Below are 19,077 nucleotides of genomic sequence, written 5' to 3' on the forward strand. Positions count from 1 at the left end.
AGGTGAGGGACGCCCTATTCCCCTTTTTCCAGTGGTCTGAAGCGACGGGCGCGGCCGGCTTTCTTCGGACGTCCGTCTGGGCCTTTCCTTTCGTGCAGGCGGTCCATCTTCTGAGCCTCTGCGTCCTGGCCGGGGCGATCCTGATCGTGGATCTCCGCCTCCTCGGAGCCGGAATCAAACACCAACCGATTCCGAATGTGATCCGGCATGCGCGCCCATGGCTGGTGACCGGACTCCTTCTCATGATCATCACGGGCTATCTGATGTTTTCCGCGAACGCGGCCGCCCGTTACTTCATCAACGACTCCTTCTGGGTGAAGATGACGACGCTTCCCTTGGCGATCGTCTTCACCTTCGGGACACGGGAGACGCTCGTCCGAAGGGACCGGATCGAGACCTCCCTTCGGACCCGCCTCGCGGGAGCCGTGTCCATCGTGCTCTGGTTCACCGTGGCCGCCGCGGGACGCTGGATCGGATTTTCCTAGAGGTAGTCGAAGGGGTCGATCCCGACCGACTCCCCGTCCACCACCTCCTGCGCGTCGCCGAATATTTCCCGGCTCCCATTTTGGCGCGAAAGGTCCAACTCGTCCGGCTCAGACAGGCTCGCCCCATCGGGGCCTAGAACCACGAGGATGCGCGGACGGCGAGGATCGTGCGGATTCGAACGACGAACCACGCCCACCGCCCCGCTTGTGAGGCGGATACAGGTCCCCGGGGGGTAAAAGCCGACGAGTCGGGCGAAGCCCTCGAAGAGATCGGCGTCGAACTTCGCCGCCACTTCGTCGTGCATGATCTGCATGGCGACGTCCGGAGGAAGCTCCCCGCGGTACGGCCGCACCGATCGAAGGGCGTCGTAGACATCGGCGATGCAGATCATCTGCGATGCTACATGGAGTGGCCACTTCCCCGAGTCGGGATGGTCCGCTTCGTAGGCGAGCTGGTGCTCGTATGCAACGATCGGCGCGAGGTCGCCGACACCCGCCGCGCTCGCCAGCATCTTCGTGCCGTCGGGCCCATGGCGTTCCATGACCTCCCGCTCCTCGGCGGTCAGCTTTCCGGGCTTGTTCAGAATTTCCAGCGGCACCCGCTCCTTTCCGATGTCATGCAGGAGGGCCGCGAGCGTGATCTCGTGGAGAGCGCGCGCGTCGAACTCGAGAGCCTTGGCCAACACAAGGGTCAGGAGTGCCACGTTCACGGAGTGCGTGAAGGAATAGGCATCATGCACCTTGAGCGCGTGGAGGGTGAGGAGAGGATGCGCCTCCTCCGCCGCCACGCCCACCAGCCGGTGCGCGAGGTCCTTCGCCTCATCGAGGTGCTCGAGCCTCCCGCGCGCGCGCGCCGCGTGCCGAATTTTCTTGACCGTCTTGATCCCCGAGCTGTAGATCTCCCACGCGCGGACGAGACTGTCCCCCTCGGCCTCGCTCGTTTCCTGAACGGAAAGCGGTCCCGCCTTCAGGTGTTGCACCCCTTCGCGATCGAGAATCGCCTGGACCCCGCCTTCCTCCTCGAGCGCGGCGCTCTCGGTGGCGAGGATGCGGAGGAATTGCTCGAGTTCCCACTGGAGGAGCCCCTCGTGGAACGCCACCCGACCGATTCCGGCTCGGCGAAGGCTCTCCGCGAAGCCCTGGAGGGCGGGGCTCCGGACGGGGACTTGTACGCTTCCCACGATGAACTCTTCATCCACCAGGGCGATGCGGAAACGCCGTTGGTCCTGGAGGAGAGTGCGCAGCCGAACGTAGCAGTCGCGGATCGCCTCCTGCGCCCGATGGTGGCCCGGCGGATAGAGGGCCTGGGTTCGGGCCGCGGAAAGGAGAAGCGCGGACACCTCAGCGAACTCCTCGCGGAGGCTCTTCGCGCTCAAAGTCCTGCCCCCGCTTCGGTACCAGGCTCCGCTCTGCCCGACGAGTCCGGCGTGTCCCGCACTCCGGGGCGATCCTTTTCCTCCGATCTCGACCAGGGGAGCCACCGCGCGAGCGTTCTCGCCACTCCCCGCCGCGGCCGAACTCCGAGCGACTGGAGGGCCCACCGGGCCGCGAGCGCGACGGAGCGGCGCCGCTCAGCATAAAGCCAGGGAGTACGGGAAAGTTCCTGGAGCCTCCCAACCGACTCCGTGTCCCCAAGCCTTCCCAGCGCGACGGCGGCGGCCTCGATGAGGTCGCTGTTATTCCCCCGGCGGTTAGAAAGACGAAGGATCGGCCTGAGGCGAGGCACTCCCCGAATAAGCCCACTCTTTCCTACCCCTTGGATCGAAGCCACCTGGGTCTCGCGATCCTCGTCGTCCACCGCGGCGATGAGAAGCTCACCGGCGGCCGCTCCTCCGATGTTCGCCAGTGCCTGCGCACTCTCTCGCCGCACCCGCGCGTCGGGGTGGCGGATCGTGATTCGAAGGTGCTCAACGAATTGGGGATCTCCGATCTCGCGCACGATCGAGACGAGATTCCGGACCACGTACCATCGCTCGTCATACAGGTGTGCCTCGATCGCGGGACCCACTCCCGGGCCCATGCGGGAAAGGATCTGGAGCAGGAGGAGCCGCCCCGGCCTCGACTTCTCTTGCGAGAGCGCGGTGAAGAGCGGTGGAATCGCGAGTGACCCGAGGTGCGGAAAGATGCGAGCGCCGGCCTCTACCGTTCGCGCGGGTTTTCCGAGGAAGCTTCGCACCAGCTGGAGAAGGGTGTGGCGATTGCAGAAGCGGTCGAGCACCTGCTCGGCTACGTCGCGCTGCCGGACCGGCCTACCATCCTCGACCTTCCGGTGCCGAGCGAACGTGGCGATCAGTCGCTCCACCAGGTCGTACTCCTGATGCACGACGAACTCCGGAAGCGCCTTCTCCAGCTCGTTGGCGAGGAGCAGGTATTCCTCGACTTCGGATTCCCGCTCGAGGAGAGAGAGGAAGATCTCGCTCTTCCGGCGCAGGAGGAAGGTGGGATCCATCTCCCTCATGCGCGGCCGAATCCGCTCCATCGGCCAAAACTCTTCGGACCCAGCGCCTTCCGTATCGAGCAGCTCGAGGGTGGCCTGGTACCGCCGGCTCACGAAGGGTCCGGGATCCTCCCCGAGCAGGACGTCCTGGAGGTCCGGCCAGTGTTGCAGGAGGCCGGCGGAGTCGTCGGGCCCGCCTTTTTTTCCGGCCAGGGCGGCCATGGCCGCCTCAGCGATCTCCTTGCGGTCCTCCCGCCCCTCCAGGATCCGCGAGAAGAGTTGCATGACTCGAGACGATGCGCGGCCCCGGTTCTCGACGGAATAGACGATGAGCTCCTCCAACTGACTGCGCTCCAGGCCGCGTGCGATCGCCTTGGTGAGGTCCACCGGCCCCGCCCGCTCTTCCCGACCCTCCGTACCCGGTGAGGGCACCCGACTCCCCGCGTCGCCATCCCCTTCCGTGAAGCCCCCCATCCCCTCCTCGAGGGTCATCGGCTCCGCGAGAAGCTCCATCCACACCTCAGGGTGGATGCCCGCGTACACGTCGCGGATCTCGCGGAGGATCAACTCCAATTGGGCAGCGCCCATCCCGATCGCCGCCTGGCCCGCGTTCTGGCACGCGAGCCGCAGGAGGTCCACCCGTGAGTGCGCCGACAGCTCCTCCGGCATGTCGGCTCCCTTGACCAGCCACTCGAGGAGCGCCCTGAATTTCTCGGGACTGGCCGCGAGAGTCTGCCAGCTGATGTCAGGTCGCTCCTGTGCCACCTGAAAGCCCAGAAGCAGGGTGTCCCACGCCTGATCCCCCTCGACGGCGCGCCCATCCTCCTGGAAGGCTTGTTCCAACTGCAGGAGGGTCGCGGAGAGCCCTGGGAGGTGGCGGGACTGGAGGTAGTGATCCAACCCTCCCCGCGCCTCCAACTCCGCGCGGTCCTGCCCGAGGGCCTCGGCGAGCCCCGAGAGGGTTTCGGGAACGAGGAGGGCATCCAGGTCGAGTCGGGCCACGCGCCGGTGATGGAGCTTCCCCGCGAGTCTCCCGACGACGGCGTTCCCCTCTCCAATCTCCCGGCCGTCCGCTCGAAAACTAGAAGGGAGGACGTCGAGTTGGACCGGTCCGTGCCGGAGGAGCGGAAAGAGGCCCGCGTGCGCGCGTTGGATCGCCTCCGTCACCACCGGGGATCCCGCCGGATACAGTTCCATCGCCTGCACGGCGAAACCGAGCTCCCGAATCGCACCGTCGAGGAGGGTCTGGCGGGTGCGGTCGGGTACCACCTCGGGGGACGCCATTGCTCGCTTAGGGCCCCTCGAACCGCAGGTGATCGTCCAACTCCGGGCTCCCTGGCGCCGTTCTCCAGCTCAGGAGGTCCACCATGACCGCGGAAAGGGGCCGTTTGGCGCTCGCCTGTTCGGCGTTGAAGGCCTCGACCGTGCGAAGGAGCTTTTCCGGGTCGGTGAAGCGGAGAGCACCTGCGATTCCCAGGACGCGGTCGTCGCGCCACCAGTTCGCTTCGAGGGTGCGGGCGAGGGTCTCGAACCGGGTCAGGATTCCGCGCAGAGCACCCTCGTCCAAACGGTCCGCCACAACGACGAGAAGCCGGCGGCGGCGGCGGCCCCGCGTGGCCTCCAGGGCGATCGAGGTCCCCGCGGCCTGGAACTCCGACCAGCGGTAGTCGGGTGCCGCGTTCCGAACACGCCCGCGGAGCTGCTCCACGGCCGCGCGTGTCACGAGCGCCGCATCCTCCATCCGTCCGCGAGGTGTCTTCGAGGTCCGGTCTCGGCCACTTCTCGGAGGCGCTCCGTTCTGGACGGACGGAGCGGAGCCGGCTAGAACACTCGTCCGTTCGGCATCGTATTTGGCCCGGAGCGCCGGCGCACGGAGGATCGCATAGGCCTGGTTCAACTCCACCATCTTGTTCTCGGCCAGATGCCTCAACTCCGCGTCCATTCCGGCGACCCGATCCGGGTGGCAGGCGCGGGCCCGCTGGCGATACGCTTCCCGAATCTGCTCGGCGTCGGCTCCGGGATCCACGCCGAGGACGGCGTACAGGTCCGATGGCGCGTTCATCCGGTCTCGGCCACGCCGTTGGGGGGAACGATTCCGGGCGCTGGCCCGGCGCCGAGCGCCGGGGTAGCCGGCGATGCAATCCGGGAACTCTCCGCATCAGCGGACCTGGCGTCCCGGGACACCTCCGGCGCACCCGTCTCCCGGACCGCTCGCGCGATCTCGTCGAGGCTCGTGAGGCCTTGGCGAACCTTCGCCATCCCCGCTTCCCAGAGCGTCTGCATTCCCCCCTCTTCCGCGAGCCGCGTGAGCTCACCCTGGCTCGCTCCTCGCACGACCCCTTCGCGGAAACGATCCGTCACACTCAGGATCTCGAAGATCGGAACGCGCCCGTGGTATCCCCGCCCCTGGCACTCGGCACAACCACTCGGGGCCAGGTAACGCTGTCCATCCACGGGGAGATGGAGGGAACGAAGGACGGCCGGATCGGGACGGGCAAGCGCCGCGCAGTGATGGCAGAGCCGCCGAACCAGCCGCTGGGAGATGATCGCCAAGAGCGAGGAGCTCAACATGAACGGGGTCACGCCGAGATCGAGGAGCCGCACCACGGTGCTGACCGCACTGTTCGTGTGGAGCGTCGAAAAAAGGAGGTGGCCCGTGACCGACGCGCGGGCTGCGATCTCCGCCGTCTCCTCGTCACGGATCTCCCCGACGAGGATCACGTCCGGGTCCTGGCGGAGGACGGAACGGAGGACCTTAGCGAAGGTGAGCTCGATTTTGTCCCGGATGGGGACCTGCGTGATTCCCGGGAGCTGGTATTCGATGGGGTCCTCGATTGTCACGACATTCAGGCTGTCGGTGTCGATCCGCTGGAGAAGTGAGTAGAGAGTCGTCGTCTTCCCCGAGCCGGTCGGACCGACGACCAAAATCATCCCCTGGGGATGCGTCAGGAGTCCCTTCACGAGCTCCAACTGACGAGGCTCGAGCGCCAACTCCTCGAGCTCCATCAGCTGCGTGTGCCTGTCGAGGATGCGAAGGACCATCTTTTCTCCCGCGAGCGTCGGGAGCGTCGAAACCCTCAAGTCGATCTCTCTCCCGTCCACGTTCACCCGGCATCGTCCGTCCTGGGGGAGACGGCGTTCGCTCACGTCCATTTCAGCCAGGACCTTGAACCGGGACACGAGCCCGGCGTGCATCCACTTGGGCATCACCTGGCTTTCGACCAAGCGCCCATCCACCCGGTTGCGAATCACGAGGTGGTCCGCCTGGGGCTCGATATGGATGTCGGAGGCACGCTCCCGCAGTGCTTCGTGGAGAATCAGATTCTGGAGATGAACCGCGCTGGGGAGTCCTTCACCGGACTCGCCAGAGACGCCCGCAAGGAGCTCGGCCGGGAGGAGCGCCTCCTCATCCGGGGAGAGCACGAGGGCGCCCAGTTCACCCTTTTCCGCCATCGAATCCGCCGTCCGGGAGCGCCCAGGCGAAAGGAGCGTGGGCATTTCCCGTTCCGAGGGCACTACAGCGGTCGAAGCGGACTCGTGGGAATGGTGGAAGCGAATAGCGGTGAAAAGATCGGCTCGGTCGGCGAGCACCGGGACGATCCGAGCGCCGGTGAGGGCCTGGAGTCGGCCCGTGGCCCCGAAGTCGAGGGGATCGTCCATCGCCACGGTGAGCTCCTCCCCCACTCGGGCGACGACGAGGGCCGGAATCCGCTCGGCGACTCGCTGGGGAAGAACACGGGCGACCTCGGGGTCCACCTGCAGAAGGGTGGTGAGATCGTAGACGAACTCAGGTTGGGTCTGGAGGGCGTCGAGGATGTCCCGCTTCGAGACCAGGCCCATTCGGACCAACGTTTCACCCAGCCAGCACTTCTCGCTCTCCGACTTTGCTAGGACGGCGCGAAGCGCCTCTGAGTCCAGCTTGCCTTTCCGGACGAGAAGTTGGCCGAGCTTCACGCCATCGTCCTTCCCCCGAAGAGCGGGTGTCCACGTCGGCCGTCCCGTTGAGAGCGGCCGGCGGCAAAAACGAACCCTGAGCGCACGCTAGCTCCAACTCGGCGACGACGCGAGAATCGCGGCCCGCCCGACCTCGTCACACCCTCCCGCGATCAGCAGGCTCCGCTGCTCGCCGCCGGCTGAGCCCCCTCGTACGGGGCACCGGTGCCGAGTGATCCGACGAAGAAGGTCCGACCGTCCGTGAAGGTCACGTCGCGCGCGTTGGCCCGGCGGAGGGAGTGGTCGCGCGCCTGGTAGCCGTCCACGATGAGGACTGTCCCGATCGGGAGGCAGTCCCTCCGGAGCCCGCGCCGCTGGAGGACGTTCGGCGTCCCGCCCTCGACCATCCAGACTTCCTTCGTTCCGTCCTCGGTGGTCACCTCGAGGTGAATCCAGGAATGGGGATTCACCCACTCGAGCCGGACCACCGGCCCTTCGAGCCGGATCGGCGCATCGGGATCGAACTCGGCCCCGAAGGCGTGGTGCGCCGCCGAGGGTGTCGAACTGATCAGGAGGAGGCCGGCAGCCAACGCCACCAGGGCCATGCTCGCGAAGACCCATCTCATGGTGCTCACCTCGGTTCAGATTGGTTTTGCGCCGCCTGCCGTTCTTGGTACCGTGCGCCGCTCAGAATGTTCGAGAGCGCGTAGTTCCCCTCGTGGCAAGCATACTCGTAGATCAGTTCGTTCCCCATGGACTCGAGGGGGACTTCCCCACCCCAGGGCTCCGCATAAACCGAGGGGTCGTCAATCGTGAAGTGGTAGACGATCGTGTCCTCATCCTCACGGGTGAACCGCTCGATGACCTTGAGATTGTCCGACGAGTTCGACCGGAAGCGCTGCATGGGATGGAGGTTCGTTGTCTCGACGACGAGAGTATCCCCCTCCCAACGCCCCCAGGAGTCACCCATCCAGGGCCGCACATCCGGGGGAAGCCTCGGTCCGTCCCCGATTCGGATGATGCGCGTGTCGTGGATCATCTCCGTCATGATCACGACGTGGTCGGCGGTCTGCACGATGGTGTAGTTGTTGTTGTAGAACCCGTTCGGGAGCATCGGCGGGCCCGCGTTCGACCCGAAGGACATGATGCATCGCTCTCCGAGCGGCCGGTTTTCCGGGTGGTCGTACGCGCCGCCAGCCCGTGAGGACCGGCCGTATTCGAGGCGCTCGGCTCGGGATGCTTCCGTCGTGGCCGGGACTCGGCCGTCGGCGGGAAAGGTCACAAGCGAAGTGCGCGCCTCCCCCCGCACCACCGCGACCGCATCGCCGCGGTCGATGTAGATCCCGTCGTATCCGCCCACGCCGCCGGCGGCGCCTGTCGATCCGTCGCCGCCGACCGGGGGCGCGGGCCGATTCGGGTCGCTCGGACGGGTCAGCGACTGGGCCCGCGTCTCCGCGGCTTCCCGGATGGCCGCGACCTCTTCGGCGCTCATGACGGGACCCACGCCGCTGGGCCGTTCGAAGGGGGTCACGGTGGCGTTTGTCCAATTTCCCTGAAGGTCGGGTTGGCCTTCCGGAGTCCGTGGCGCCACCCAGTTCGAGTTTCCAGACTGCGCCTGCGCCGCCGCGGGAGTGGCAACGCACGCGGCCGCGATAGACAGGGCCAGCAACGGAATCGTGGTTCGCGCCTTCATCGTGGCTCCTCGGATCCGATCGGGACCCTCCGAAGGTGTCCATACATCAACTCTTCCACGAACTCCACACACTTGAATTGTCCCAGCCGGGCGTTCGGGTCCACATGGCGGTAGAGCGGGAGGCGAATCGTCCAGGGTCTCGAGAAGGTCTGCGGGTCCTCGATCCTCGCCTCGTATTGGAGGTGGTTCGGGCCCATCAGCGTATACCGCTCTTCCACCGTCATCTGGTAGCTGTGGTGGTTCCCGGCCCGGTCGAACCAAGCCTGACCGTTGAAGCCCGAGACGCGTACCACGAAAGTGTCGCCTTCCCAACTGCCGACCGACTGTCCCATCCAGCTGTCCACCTCGGGCGGACCAGGGTCCGTGAGGTAAACGTCCCGCACCGCACCCGCATATTCGTAAGTGATGAAGAACTTGCTCTCACTCTGGAAGATTTGGAACGGAAAGGGCATGTAGGTCGCCCGGGGCACCCCCGGCAGGTAACACCTGATCTCCGGGTCGCGATCCAGGTAGTTCACGCGGTTTTCGTCGCGAATGGCCAGCGCTTCGGGGAGATAGGGGATCTCTCCCCCTTCCACGATTCCCCAATACCAGGGAACCGAGCCGACCGCGCCGAGCGCGAGCACCTCCGCTGCGGGGACCGGGACGACCGGGCCTTCCCGCATCTGGAGAGCGGCGCGAGCCGCGTGGGGCTCGATGTCCCAGTGGGCGTTCCCCAGTGCCTGCCAGAGCCCGTTCAGGTCGGGACGCCCGGAAGCGTTCCGGGGAATCTCCCCCGCCTGAGCCGACGCCCCCACCGGGGCGAGCAGGCCCGCCACCAAGGCCCCCATGGCCACCCGGCGTGCGGCGCGGCCTGAGGGAGTCAGAAGTTTCTGCCGCATGTCCTCGTCCCTGAATGCTGGAGGTGACAGTCTCACCCTAACCCCTCCTCGACGCTACGGGGAGAGGAGCCATGGGGCAAGATTGAGGCGAGCCTCCGATCCCCTCCCCGGGGAAGGGGAGGTGTCCAAGTGTGCGCCGAGTGTGCGCCGATCTATTTACCCCAATCGTTCTACCCCGTCGGATCGGCCGTCAGCGCACCCCGCGATACTCCGGCCGATAGTGCTGGTGACAGGTTGTGCACGACTCATAAAGTGGATCGCTCAGGGCGACAAGCGCCGCCAGGTCGCGGTTCCGCGCCGCTTCGTACGCAGCCGCGCCGGCGGCCCGCATGAGGGCGGCGTCCCGCATCCACTGGTCCTGATCGTACGCCCGGCCCGGAGCCATCAGGAGATTCGCCGACTCCGCGAGCATCAGCGTCCACCCCACCAGCTCGTTCCACTCTTCGCCCGACTGGGGAGTGCGGGATTCGATGTAGAAGACGGCGTCCGAGGCGGGATAGATGAAGTCTACCATGAGTCGGCTCATGGAGGCGACCGGGGCGGGACCCGGGGCCGGCTCCTGCGCACGCACCGACGCGGCGGCCCCGACGAGTCCGAGGCTCGCGGCGATTACGGTCCTTCCGATCCCAACCTTCGCAGCCATGCGCATCTCTCCTCTCTACCTTCGGGACATGGTGGACCCGAGCCCGAGGGCAGATCCATCATAACGGATGACCCCTGCAGTCCTGATATTCATGCTCGACGCGTCCCCGGATTGTCAACGCACCGATCGGTGCCGCGGAACTCGGGATCTCTGTTCGTGCGTCCATCCCCCACTCCCGGAGCTTCGACAGTTTCGATCGAAAGCTGCACTCGGTGCCGCCGGGTCCGTCGCGCTTCCTGGTATGCCCAGGGGCTCCTCACGTTCTTTCAGGGCGAGCTTTGCGAAATTGCGGGGGATTCCCCGGGCTCTCTCCCGGGGGTCTTCGAAGTGAGGAACGTTAGGGTCCTGTAAAGCACCTTGCCGGAGCTTTTAGGTGAGGCCTATGCTGGTTAAACCAGCGGTCGTGGTGGTCCACGTTCGCGGTTTGCACCAGGGGCTCCTCCCCTCAGGAGGTCCGATGAGACGGTCACCCTCCCTCACGCTCCCGCTCGCGATTGCCTTGCTCGCGGTGGCCCTCTCCGCGGCTCCCGCCGCGGATGCCTTCCCCGACGACTCCGCGCCCGCCATCACTCCCGAAGAGCTCGGCCGCCTCCTTTTCTGGGATCCGATCCTCTCGGGTCCGATGGACGTAGCCTGCGCCACCTGCCACCACCCCGATCTCGCTTACACGGACGGGAGGGACCTCTCCCTCGGCACCGAGTCCGTTGGCTTGGGTCCGACCCGGACCCGTGCGCCGGGAAGCGCGATTCCTGTGGTCCCGCGAAACGCGCCCACTCTCCTCAACGCGGCGATGAACGGGCTCGACGATCGCGTGGGCCGAGGCCCGCAGGGGCAACGGGACGAGTTCGGCCAGATCGCAGCCGCCATGGTCGAGCTGAGGCCCGAGCGAGCGCCGATGTTCTGGGACAGTCGCGTACGGAGCCTCGAGGCCCAAGCCCTGGAACCGCTCAAGGTCCGGGAAGAGATGCGGGGTGACGCCTTTTCCGAGGACGTCGCCGTGGATTCGGTCGTCGCACGGCTGCGGGCCATCCCCGAGTACGTCGCCCTTTTCCAGGAGGCGTTTCCCTCGGAGATCGTGGTCACCGCCGACCAGGTCGCACGGGCCATCGCCGCCTTCGAGCGCACCCTGGTAGCCGTAGACTCTCCGTTCGACCGCTACCAGGCCGGTGAACTCGGCGCCCTGACCGAACAGGAGCGCCGCGGACTCGGGGCCTTCGACGACGCGCGGTGCACCCAGTGCCACGACGGTCCGATGCTCTCCGACTTCGATCTGCATGCCGAGGGTGTGGCGGAAAATCCGCTGCTGGCCGCTCCCGACGAAGGCGGCCGTCGTTTCCGCTTTCGAACGCCGTCGCTCAGAAACGTCGCCCTGACCGCGCCTTACATGCACAACGGGATGCTCGCCACGCTCGAGGACGTGCTCGCCTTTTACGACCGGGGACAGTCGGAAAATCCGAACGTCGGGAACCGACGGAACCGCGGCGACGACGATGCAGGCAACTCCGGCGTGCGGCTCGCCACGCTGGATGGTGATTTCCGCCGCGTGCGCAACATGAACGACCGCGAGATGGCGGACATCATCGCCTTCCTGGGCGCCCTCACCGATCCCGGATTCGACCGCACGATCCCCGGGCGGGTCCCGAGTGGGCTTCCGCCGGGCGGAGCCATCGCGTCGCGGGACTGACGAAAAGAATAGCCGGGGCGGCCCGTCGCGGGCCGCCCCGGTTTTCGTCCCGCCCCTCTTGGGGGTACCCCGATTAGAAGCGCCCCGACGGCTCGTCCGGCCCCGCTTCCCGCTCCCCGGCGATGACCTGGTAGCGCTCCATCACCCGAACGAACTCCACGCGATACCCGTCGCGGTCCTCTCCCAAGCCATTCCGCGCCAGGGTGAGGAGCTGATCGGAAGTCGCCGATCCGCGGTGCTCGGAATCCCTGAGGATCATCCCGAATCCGGCGACGGCCGCCGCGAAGTTGAAGTCGGCGGACGGCCGGCTCACCCGGGGACCCACCGGATGCTCGAGGAGAGAGCTCTCGTCTTCGCCCGGCAACTTGTAACGGACCCGGACAAAGGCGACTTCCGCGCCTTCCGACGTTCGCGCGACGCTCGCCGGATCGCGGTAACGCAAGGGATCGGTTCCCCCAATCTCGACCTCGCTTTCCACACCCACCGGAACGATCTCGTAGAGCGCGGTCACGGTGTGCCCCGCACCGAGCTCGCCCGCGTCACGCGCGTCGTCGTTGAAGTCTTCCGCGGCGAGAAGGCGGTTTTCATACCCGATGAGGCGATACCCCTGGACTCGCTCCGGATTGAACTCGATCTGGAGCTTCACGTCCTGTGCGACGGTGAGGAGCGTTCCGCCCATCTCACTGACAAGCACCTTCCGCGCCTCAAGCAGTGAGTCGATGTAGGCGTAATTTCCGTTCCCGTGCTGCGCGAGCTTCTGCATCTTCTCGCTCTGCAGGTTTCCCGTCCCGAAGCCGAGGACGGTCAGGTAGGTCCCCTGGCTCCGCCGCTCCTCGACGAGGCGGATCATTTCGGAGTCGCTCGACTCGCCGACGTTGAAGTCGCCATCGGTGGCGAGGATGATCCGGTTGTTGCCGCTCTCCATGTGGTATTCTCGCGCCACCTCGTAGGCGAGCCTGAGCCCCGCGCCGCCAGCCGTGGAGCCGCCCGCCTCCATCCGCTCGATCGCTTCGAGAATCTCGCTCTTCCTGGCCCCGGGCGTCGAAGGGAGGACGAGTCCGGCCGCTCCCGCGTACACGACGATCGCGACACGGTCGTCGGGGCGAAGCTCGTTCACCAGAAGTCGGAGGGACCGTTTCACCAACGGAAGCTTGTCCGGCGAGTTCATCGAACCCGAGACGTCGAGGAGGAAGACGAGGTTGTTCGGGGGAAGGGACTCCGTTTCGATCGCCGGGCTAGCGATGCCGATCCGAAGCAGGAGGTGTCCGTCGCGCCAGGGCGCCCGGCCCAGCTCCGTCGTCACCGCGAAGGGTTCGTCACCCTCCGGACGCTCGTATTCGTAGGGGAAGTAGTTGACGAGCTCCTCGAGCCGGACCGCGTCTACCGGCGGGAGCCGCCCCTCGTGCAGGAAGCGCCGCACATTGCTGTAAGACGCCCGATCCACGTCGATGGAGAAGGTCGAAAGGGGATTTCCAATGGGATCGAGGAAGACGTTCTCCACGATGTGGTCGTACTGCTCGCGATTCCAATCGCGGTCGGGCGGAGGCGGCAGGGCGCCGATCCGATCACGGAAGTCCGTCGAACCGACCGCCGCGCCCGACCCCACGGCGGCGACGGAGGCGCGCACCTCCATCGGCGACCGGACGCCCGTGACCGGATCCACCTGTCCGGTCGCCACGATTTCCTGGAGCGCGAGGACGGTGGGCTTGATCCTCAGGTCGGTGGAGACGAATGCGTCGTCCGCCACGACGACGAACTCGGCCACCTGGAATCCGAGCCGCATCACCCGAAGGGTCACGCCGGTGGCAGGGACGACATCGCGAGGCACCGTGAGTGCGTATTCGCCGGCGGAGCCGGTGACCGTCCCAAGCCGAGTGCCTGGGATCGACACCTGAGCGCCGGTGACCGGGTCCCCGGAAGCGTCGTTCAGGACGCGGCCGGCGAAGGTCACCTCTTCGCCGAGGGCGGATGGATGGGTCGCGCCCCGCGTAACGAAGGCGAGGAGGAGAAGGAGAAGCATGGTACCGGCTCGGATCACGGGTTTCATCGGAGATCTCCTGGGTTCCTGGTTGCCGCCGGCCCTCTGCCCACCGTCCCCCATGACGCCGGACCCTCCCTCCCTTGCACATGCCCTCTCGGTCTGGCCCCCGATGTGCAGGAATTCGTCCCTCGTTCGTCCTATCTTGCGAAGGGTAGAAAATCCCCGAGGTCGGAACGGGTCTCCATGAACCGTCGGAACCGCTTGTGAAGACCGACTGGGAAACGGTGTACCGGGCTTCGTACCAGGACGTCGTGCGTTTTCTCGCGCGGAAGATCTGGGACGAGGACCGGGCCGAAGAGCTCGCCCAGGAAGCGTTCCTGAGGGCGCTCGGCCAGGAGCCCGAAAACCCCCGGGCGTGGATCTTCCACGTCGCGGGGAATCTCGCGCGCGACGAGGCCCGCGCGGTGGTCCGGCGGAAGAAGCATCTCGCCCTCCTCCGGACCGAGACCGAAGGAGCGAGTGAGGCTTCGCCCACGCCGGTGGCCGAGCTCGAAGCCCGCGAAGAATCCGAGCGGGTGCGGCAGGCCCTCGAGGGACTCGCCGAGAGGGACCGCGACATTTTGCTCCTCTGGGACGCCGGGCTCAGTTACGCGGAGATCGCCGAGCAGACGGGACTCGCCGCGGGCGCGGTGGGCACGACGTTGGCACGAGCGCGGAAACGGCTCGTCGAATCGCACGATTCCATCGGGGGAACCCATGCAGCACTTGGATGAAGGGACGCTTCACGCCTGGCTCGACCGGGACCGGTCGGGACTTACATCGGCCGAATTCGCCGAGATCGCGGCGCACCTCGGTGCCTGCCCGGCCTGTGCCCGCCGTCTGGACGAGGCGCGTAGCCTCGCAGGGCGCTCGGCGGCCATCCTTGCCGGAGCGGCGCCCTCCGTGGTGCCGCCCGCCTTTTCGGAGATTCAGGCGCGGGCGGCCGGCGTTGGGGGCGCGGCGTCAGCTCCGCGCCGGCGCCCCTGGATCCCCCTTGGGTGGGCGGCGAGCATCGCGCTCGCACTGGGGCTCGGGTGGTTTGGCCGGGGGTTGGTTCCAGGGGGAGAAGCGGCCGGCGGGTCCGGAGCCCCGGGGGCCGAGGGAGCGCGTCTGGCCGCAGCCCCCGCCGAGTCGGCCCCCCCCGGCGTCGAAATCGCCCTGCCGGCGCCCACCGAGCCCCGAGTGGAAGCCGCCGCGCCCGCACTACTTCCCTCTCAGGCGCGGGTGGCCCTTGCTGAAGAGGCGGCGGCCTGGACCGAGGATCGGGTGGCGGACGCCGCTCCCACCGACCTCACCATCGCGCCGACGGTCTTCGATGGCGACGCCGCGCGCGCCGACCAGGGGGCGATCTCCGACCTCCCGCCTCCTCGGGCTACGTCGGGTTCGCTCGCCCTCCGCGGGCGGGTGACGAATCCGGACGGCGAACCCCTCGCCGCCGTTCAGGTCTACGTCCCGGGCACGGGAACCGGGGCGGTGACCGATTCGGACGGCTCCTTCGCTCTGGACCTCCCCGCTTCGCTACGGGACACCGCGGAACCGATCCGACTCACCGCCCAGCGCCTGGGCTACCGCGTCGCCCAGCTCGACTTGGCGGCCGCGAACGACTCGGTCTGGGCCGACGTCGAGCTAGAGCCGGCGTTGCTCGCCCTCCAGGAGATCGTGGCCACCGGGCTCGTGGACCCCGTTGAAGGCGCCCGATCGCCGATTTCCATCGCCCCCGTGACGCGGGAGACGATGCCGGTGGCGGTGGCGGGGAACCCGGTAGAGAACCTCCAGGGGGGGATCGCCGACGTACAAATCAACCTCAACAACGGGGAGCGGATCCCGGTGGCCGTGTCATCCTGGATTCCCGCGGACCTCGACGAGGCGGCCCGGACCTTTGGCGCCCCCATCGTCTTCGTCCCGGACCTTCCGGTGGTCGAGGTGGAGATCGGCCGGCTGGACGGCGCTCGAGCGGTCCGCGTGGTCCAGGAGCATCCCTACGGCTTGTTGACTCTCGTCCAGGTGCGAGCGGCCGAGTCGACCGAGCCGGGTTCGGCCGCTCTCGCGACCGGGACGGTCACGCTGATCGTCGGAGAAATGCGGATTACGGGCGCCGGGTCCCTCCCCGCGGACACCGTACGAGCGCTCCTCGAGCACATCCGTTAGCCGCGGGCTCCGGGGGGGCCACTCAGATCGGGGGCGGGGCGGCCTCGGGCGCGGGCTCCGTCGCTCTTCCCGCCTCGGGATAGAGCTCCGCCGGGGTCTCCTCCATTCGCCGCAGAAGGGGGTTCGCTTGTGGCCGGTATTCGATGGAGTCGTCGAAGAATCCCGCCGCGTACAAGGTCACGGTGACCGCGGCGTCACCCTCGTTCAGCCAATACCAGCCATGGTCGCCCGGGAATGGCGCCAGGTAGCTCCCGTGTGCCTCCGACGCCGACTCGAGCACCTCGAAGAACTCCGCGGTCCCCGCCGGTGCCCCATCCGCCTCGCTGTGCATCTCCGAACGGACCGGGCCGGTGGCGACCCACGAATAAACCATCGCCTCCCCCGCTCCAAGCCGATACTTGTATTCCATGAAGGAATCCGGTCCGATTTCGAAGACCCTTCGATCCACCCCGTACCCGACCGGTTGCGCCGTCAGCCCGTCCGAGCGCAAGGGAATGTCCACGGCCGTCGGGTCCGAGAGCACGATGAGTCCGAGCGCGTCCCCCGTCCCCAGCGGGTCCACTCCGTATTCCGCGGGGAGGACGATCGCCACGAGCACGACCCCGGCCAGAACGAACGCGAAGATGACCGCAAAGAGGATCTTCGCGCGGGAAGGAGGCTTTCGTGCCCCGGAGGGTGCGTCCATTGCGCTTGTCATGGATGCCTCATGACGCGGCCAGGAAAATTCCCGCGATCTGATACCCCATCAGAAGGAATCCCCCCGCCATGAGAAGAGTGTTCGTGACAAAGGCGTGCCTCAAGAAACCCTCGCGTGTCCTCCAGTAGCTCAACACGATCAATACACCCAGAAGCGCGAAGATCTGCCCGAGCTCCACACCCACGTTGAAGCTCAGCATGTTCGTGATCAGCCCGTCTTCGGAAAGTGTGTAGTCCTGAAGTGTCGTCGCGAGTCCGAAGCCGTGGAAAAGCCCGAACACGAGCACCGCGGCCTTCGTGTTGGGTTGGCGGCCGAAGAATCTTCCGAATCCATCCATGTTGTCGAAGGCCTTGTACGCCACGGAAAGCCCGATAATGGCGTCCACGACGTGGGGATCGGCGCGAATCCCCCCGAGCACTCCGGCCAGGAGGGTCACGCTGTGACCGATCGTGAAGAGGCTCACGTATCCGACCACGTCCCTCAGTCGGTAAAGGAAAAAGAGGACGCCGACTAGGAAGAGGAGATGGTCGTATCCGGTGAACATGTGCTTGGCACCGAGATACATGAACGGCCCGATCGCGGGACCGTCGTTTGAAAGGAAGAAAGCTGCGTCGTCCTGCGCGACGCCGTGCGCCGCCGCTCCTTCGGGGAACAGGGCCAAAGCGACCAGCGTGAGTGCGCACGCCGCGACCCTGGCTCGACCATCCTCTCCCGCCATTCGCCCTCCGCCACGGTGAAGCCTGCCCGCTTCCGCGGTGCCCGGCCGCCTCCAGTGTCTCAACGAGACGCCCGCGATGCAAGAACGGTCCAAGCTCCCGTTCGCGCTCCTGCCCGCACCTGGCGCGGACCGGCAGTTCACAAGATCCGCAATTAGTCCGCACACGGCGTCGGTCCGCACGACCACTCGGTCGCCTACCTTTCAGATCCGAGGAGGCTCCCCGAAGAGGCCGCACACGAGGCGATCACATGCGAAAGGGGACGTCCAGCCGCACGAGCACTCCTCCATCCATTTGCGGAGACGGATCGTGCCCCGTCCCGTGCGGCCTGGCCCCGGCCCGCCGAGTTCTTCTCCTCGGCTTCCTGCTGCTCCTTCCATGCACAGCCTTGGCGCAGGACCCGGGGAACGAAGTCCGCGCGGACGCTCTCCGTGTCTTCCTCGACTGCAACACCTTTCCCTGCGACTCAGACTTCTTCCGCACAGAGATTGGATTCGTGAACTGGGTGCGGGATCGCACCCTGGCGCAGGTCCACCTGATCATCACCAGCAATCAGACCGGCGGCGGTGGAAACGTGTATGCGCTCGAATTCATCGGACTCCAGGAGCTGGATGGGGACAACGACACGCTCCCCCTCACGAGTCTCTCCACCGACACCGAGGAGGAGATCCTTTCGGCGCTCACGTCCGTCATCGCCGCCGGTCTCGCCCGGTACTCGGCGGCGATCGGACAGCCGGCGGCGTATACGATCGAACCCGCCGATGACTTCGACCTCGGAATCGACGAGCTCGTGAGCGGGAACCAGGTCAACGACCCCTGGAACTTCTGGGTCTTCGAGATCGGTGCCGATGGCGAGCTGCAGGGGGAGGACACGGAGCGGGAGCACGAGCTCAGCGGTTCCTTCGAAGCGACCCGCACGACCGCGGTCTGGAGATTCGAGTTCGAGGCGGAAGGGAGCATGAGCCGGGACGAGCGCGAACTCCAGAATGGGAATCTCATCGTGGACGAGCGGACCAACTGGAGCACGGACTTCCTCCTCGTGCGTGCCCTGGCGGACCACTGGTCGTTGGGCCTGATTGGCGGGGCGGGTGCCTCCACGCGCCTGAACCAGGACTTCGGCGCCGACGTCGCAGCCGCAGTCGAATACAGCTTCTTTCCTTACGTGGACGCTCCGCGCCAGTCCCTCACCGCGCGGTACGATCTCCGCCTCCAGCACTATCTCTGGGAGGAAGAGACTGTCTTTTTCGAGACGGAGGAGACGCGTCCCCAGCATCAGCTCACGCTCCAGCTCTTCCAGCGGCAGCCTTGGGGCTCGTCCCGCGTCTCCGTGGACGGGAGCCAGTTCCTCCACGACCTGGGACTCTGGAGCGTGTCGCTCTCCGGCGACCTCGAGTTCCGAATCTTTCGGGGGCTGAACTTGGAAGTCGGAGGGAACGTCAACTTCATTGAGGACCAGATCTTCCTTTCGCGAGAAGGGCTTTCCGACGAGGATATCCTGCTCGGCCGCTTCGAGCGGCCGACCGGCAAGAGCTATGAGCTCTTCGTCGGAATCAGCTACGAATTCGGCTCGATCTTCAACAACGTCGTGAACAACCGCTTCGACAGCCGGAACTTCGGCGGCGGGGGCGGGGACTTCGACTGAGGAAGGGGTCCCCGGGCACGGAATCGCCCCCGCTCCCCTCGTCGCGCTCGACTCTGCGGGGCAGCCTCACGCCCAACGGGCCGCTTTGGCCGGGAGGC

The 19,077-nt window shown here is 66.7% G+C and carries 17 protein-coding genes; 6 read left to right on the forward strand and 11 right to left on the reverse strand.

All coding sequences use genetic code 11. The annotated features are described in order from the left end of the window. The first annotated feature begins 2 nt into the window (after positions 1-2). A complete protein-coding gene (locus WEG36_04460) occupies positions 3-485 on the forward strand; it encodes a DUF6644 family protein (protein MEX1256853.1) in 483 nt (160 codons plus the stop codon). Here WEG36_04460 and WEG36_04465 read toward each other — a convergent pair. The 8 genes from WEG36_04465 to WEG36_04500 all read right to left on the reverse strand — a co-directional run bounded on the left by WEG36_04465 (position 482) and on the right by WEG36_04500 (position 10,072). Then, positions 482-1,825 carry an HD domain-containing phosphohydrolase gene (locus WEG36_04465; protein MEX1256854.1) on the reverse strand — a complete coding sequence of 448 codons (1,344 nt, stop codon included), beginning with the start codon at positions 1,823-1,825 and terminating at the stop codon, positions 482-484. The two genes, WEG36_04460 and WEG36_04465, sit on opposite strands and share 4 nt — an antisense overlap. 32 nt (positions 1,826-1,857) lie before the next feature. Then, on the reverse strand, positions 1,858-4,206 hold the full coding sequence (locus WEG36_04470) for a HEAT repeat domain-containing protein (GenBank protein ID MEX1256855.1): 2,349 nt from the start codon (positions 4,204-4,206) through the stop codon (positions 1,858-1,860). A 7-nt stretch (positions 4,207-4,213) separates the two neighbouring features. Then, positions 4,214-4,984 carry a J domain-containing protein gene (locus WEG36_04475; GenBank protein MEX1256856.1) on the reverse strand — a complete coding sequence of 257 codons (771 nt, stop codon included), beginning with the start codon at positions 4,982-4,984 and terminating at the stop codon, positions 4,214-4,216. Further along, the gene (locus WEG36_04480) at positions 4,981-6,876 is read right to left on the reverse strand and encodes a GspE/PulE family protein (protein ID MEX1256857.1); all 1,896 of its coding nucleotides are present in this window, start codon (positions 6,874-6,876) and stop codon (positions 4,981-4,983) included. The genes WEG36_04475 and WEG36_04480 overlap by 4 nt, the downstream gene beginning before the upstream one ends. Before the next feature lie 152 nt (positions 6,877-7,028). Then, positions 7,029-7,481, reverse strand: a complete 453-nt coding sequence (locus tag WEG36_04485) for a DUF6152 family protein (GenBank protein ID MEX1256858.1) — start codon at positions 7,479-7,481, stop codon at positions 7,029-7,031. A 5-nt stretch (positions 7,482-7,486) separates the two neighbouring features. Then, a complete protein-coding gene (locus WEG36_04490) occupies positions 7,487-8,548 on the reverse strand; it encodes a hypothetical protein (GenBank protein ID MEX1256859.1) in 1,062 nt (353 codons plus the stop codon). Then, the gene (locus WEG36_04495; protein MEX1256860.1) at positions 8,545-9,429 is read right to left on the reverse strand and encodes a hypothetical protein; all 885 of its coding nucleotides are present in this window, start codon (positions 9,427-9,429) and stop codon (positions 8,545-8,547) included. The genes WEG36_04490 and WEG36_04495 overlap by 4 nt, the downstream gene beginning before the upstream one ends. Before the next feature lie 190 nt (positions 9,430-9,619). After that, on the reverse strand, positions 9,620-10,072 hold the full coding sequence (locus WEG36_04500; protein MEX1256861.1) for a hypothetical protein: 453 nt from the start codon (positions 10,070-10,072) through the stop codon (positions 9,620-9,622). 156 nt (positions 10,073-10,228) lie between these two features. Here WEG36_04500 and WEG36_04505 point away from each other — a divergent pair, with 156 nt between their 5' ends. Together WEG36_04505 and WEG36_04510 are read left to right on the forward strand one after the other, a co-directional pair. Further along, positions 10,229-10,423, forward strand: a complete 195-nt coding sequence (locus WEG36_04505) for an Rdx family protein (GenBank protein ID MEX1256862.1) — start codon at positions 10,229-10,231, stop codon at positions 10,421-10,423. A gap of 106 nt (positions 10,424-10,529) precedes the next feature. Beyond that, positions 10,530-11,756: a cytochrome c peroxidase gene (locus WEG36_04510; protein MEX1256863.1), complete on the forward strand. Its 1,227-nt coding sequence runs from the start codon at positions 10,530-10,532 to the stop codon at positions 11,754-11,756. A 73-nt stretch (positions 11,757-11,829) separates the two neighbouring features. Here the strand turns inward: WEG36_04510 and WEG36_04515 are convergent, their stop codons facing one another. Beyond that, positions 11,830-13,803: a von Willebrand factor type A domain-containing protein gene (locus WEG36_04515; GenBank protein ID MEX1256864.1), complete on the reverse strand. Its 1,974-nt coding sequence runs from the start codon at positions 13,801-13,803 to the stop codon at positions 11,830-11,832. A 197-nt stretch (positions 13,804-14,000) separates the two neighbouring features. On the opposite strand from WEG36_04515, the gene WEG36_04520 reads away from it, so the two are divergent. Beyond that, a complete protein-coding gene (locus WEG36_04520) occupies positions 14,001-14,510 on the forward strand; it encodes a sigma-70 family RNA polymerase sigma factor (GenBank protein MEX1256865.1) in 510 nt (169 codons plus the stop codon). Beyond that, complete coding sequence (locus WEG36_04525; GenBank protein ID MEX1256866.1) at positions 14,494-15,924, forward strand: carboxypeptidase-like regulatory domain-containing protein; 1,431 nt, start codon at positions 14,494-14,496, stop codon at positions 15,922-15,924. The genes WEG36_04520 and WEG36_04525 overlap by 17 nt, the downstream gene beginning before the upstream one ends. 22 nt (positions 15,925-15,946) lie before the next feature. Here WEG36_04525 and WEG36_04530 read toward each other — a convergent pair whose 3' ends face one another. Further along, positions 15,947-16,621, reverse strand: a complete 675-nt coding sequence (locus WEG36_04530; protein MEX1256867.1) for a hypothetical protein — start codon at positions 16,619-16,621, stop codon at positions 15,947-15,949. A 7-nt stretch (positions 16,622-16,628) separates the two neighbouring features. Then, complete coding sequence (locus tag WEG36_04535) at positions 16,629-17,339, reverse strand: HupE/UreJ family protein (protein ID MEX1256868.1); 711 nt, start codon at positions 17,337-17,339, stop codon at positions 16,629-16,631. Between the two features lie 248 nt (positions 17,340-17,587). On the opposite strand from WEG36_04535, the gene WEG36_04540 reads away from it, so the two are divergent. Next, positions 17,588-18,979, forward strand: a complete 1,392-nt coding sequence (locus tag WEG36_04540) for a hypothetical protein (GenBank protein MEX1256869.1) — start codon at positions 17,588-17,590, stop codon at positions 18,977-18,979. The last annotated feature ends 98 nt before the right edge of the window (positions 18,980-19,077 follow it).

It is taken from the genome of Gemmatimonadota bacterium, from assembly GCA_040882465.1.
GTDB lineage: Bacteria > Gemmatimonadota > Gemmatimonadetes > Longimicrobiales > Gaopeijiaceae > JBBEBG01.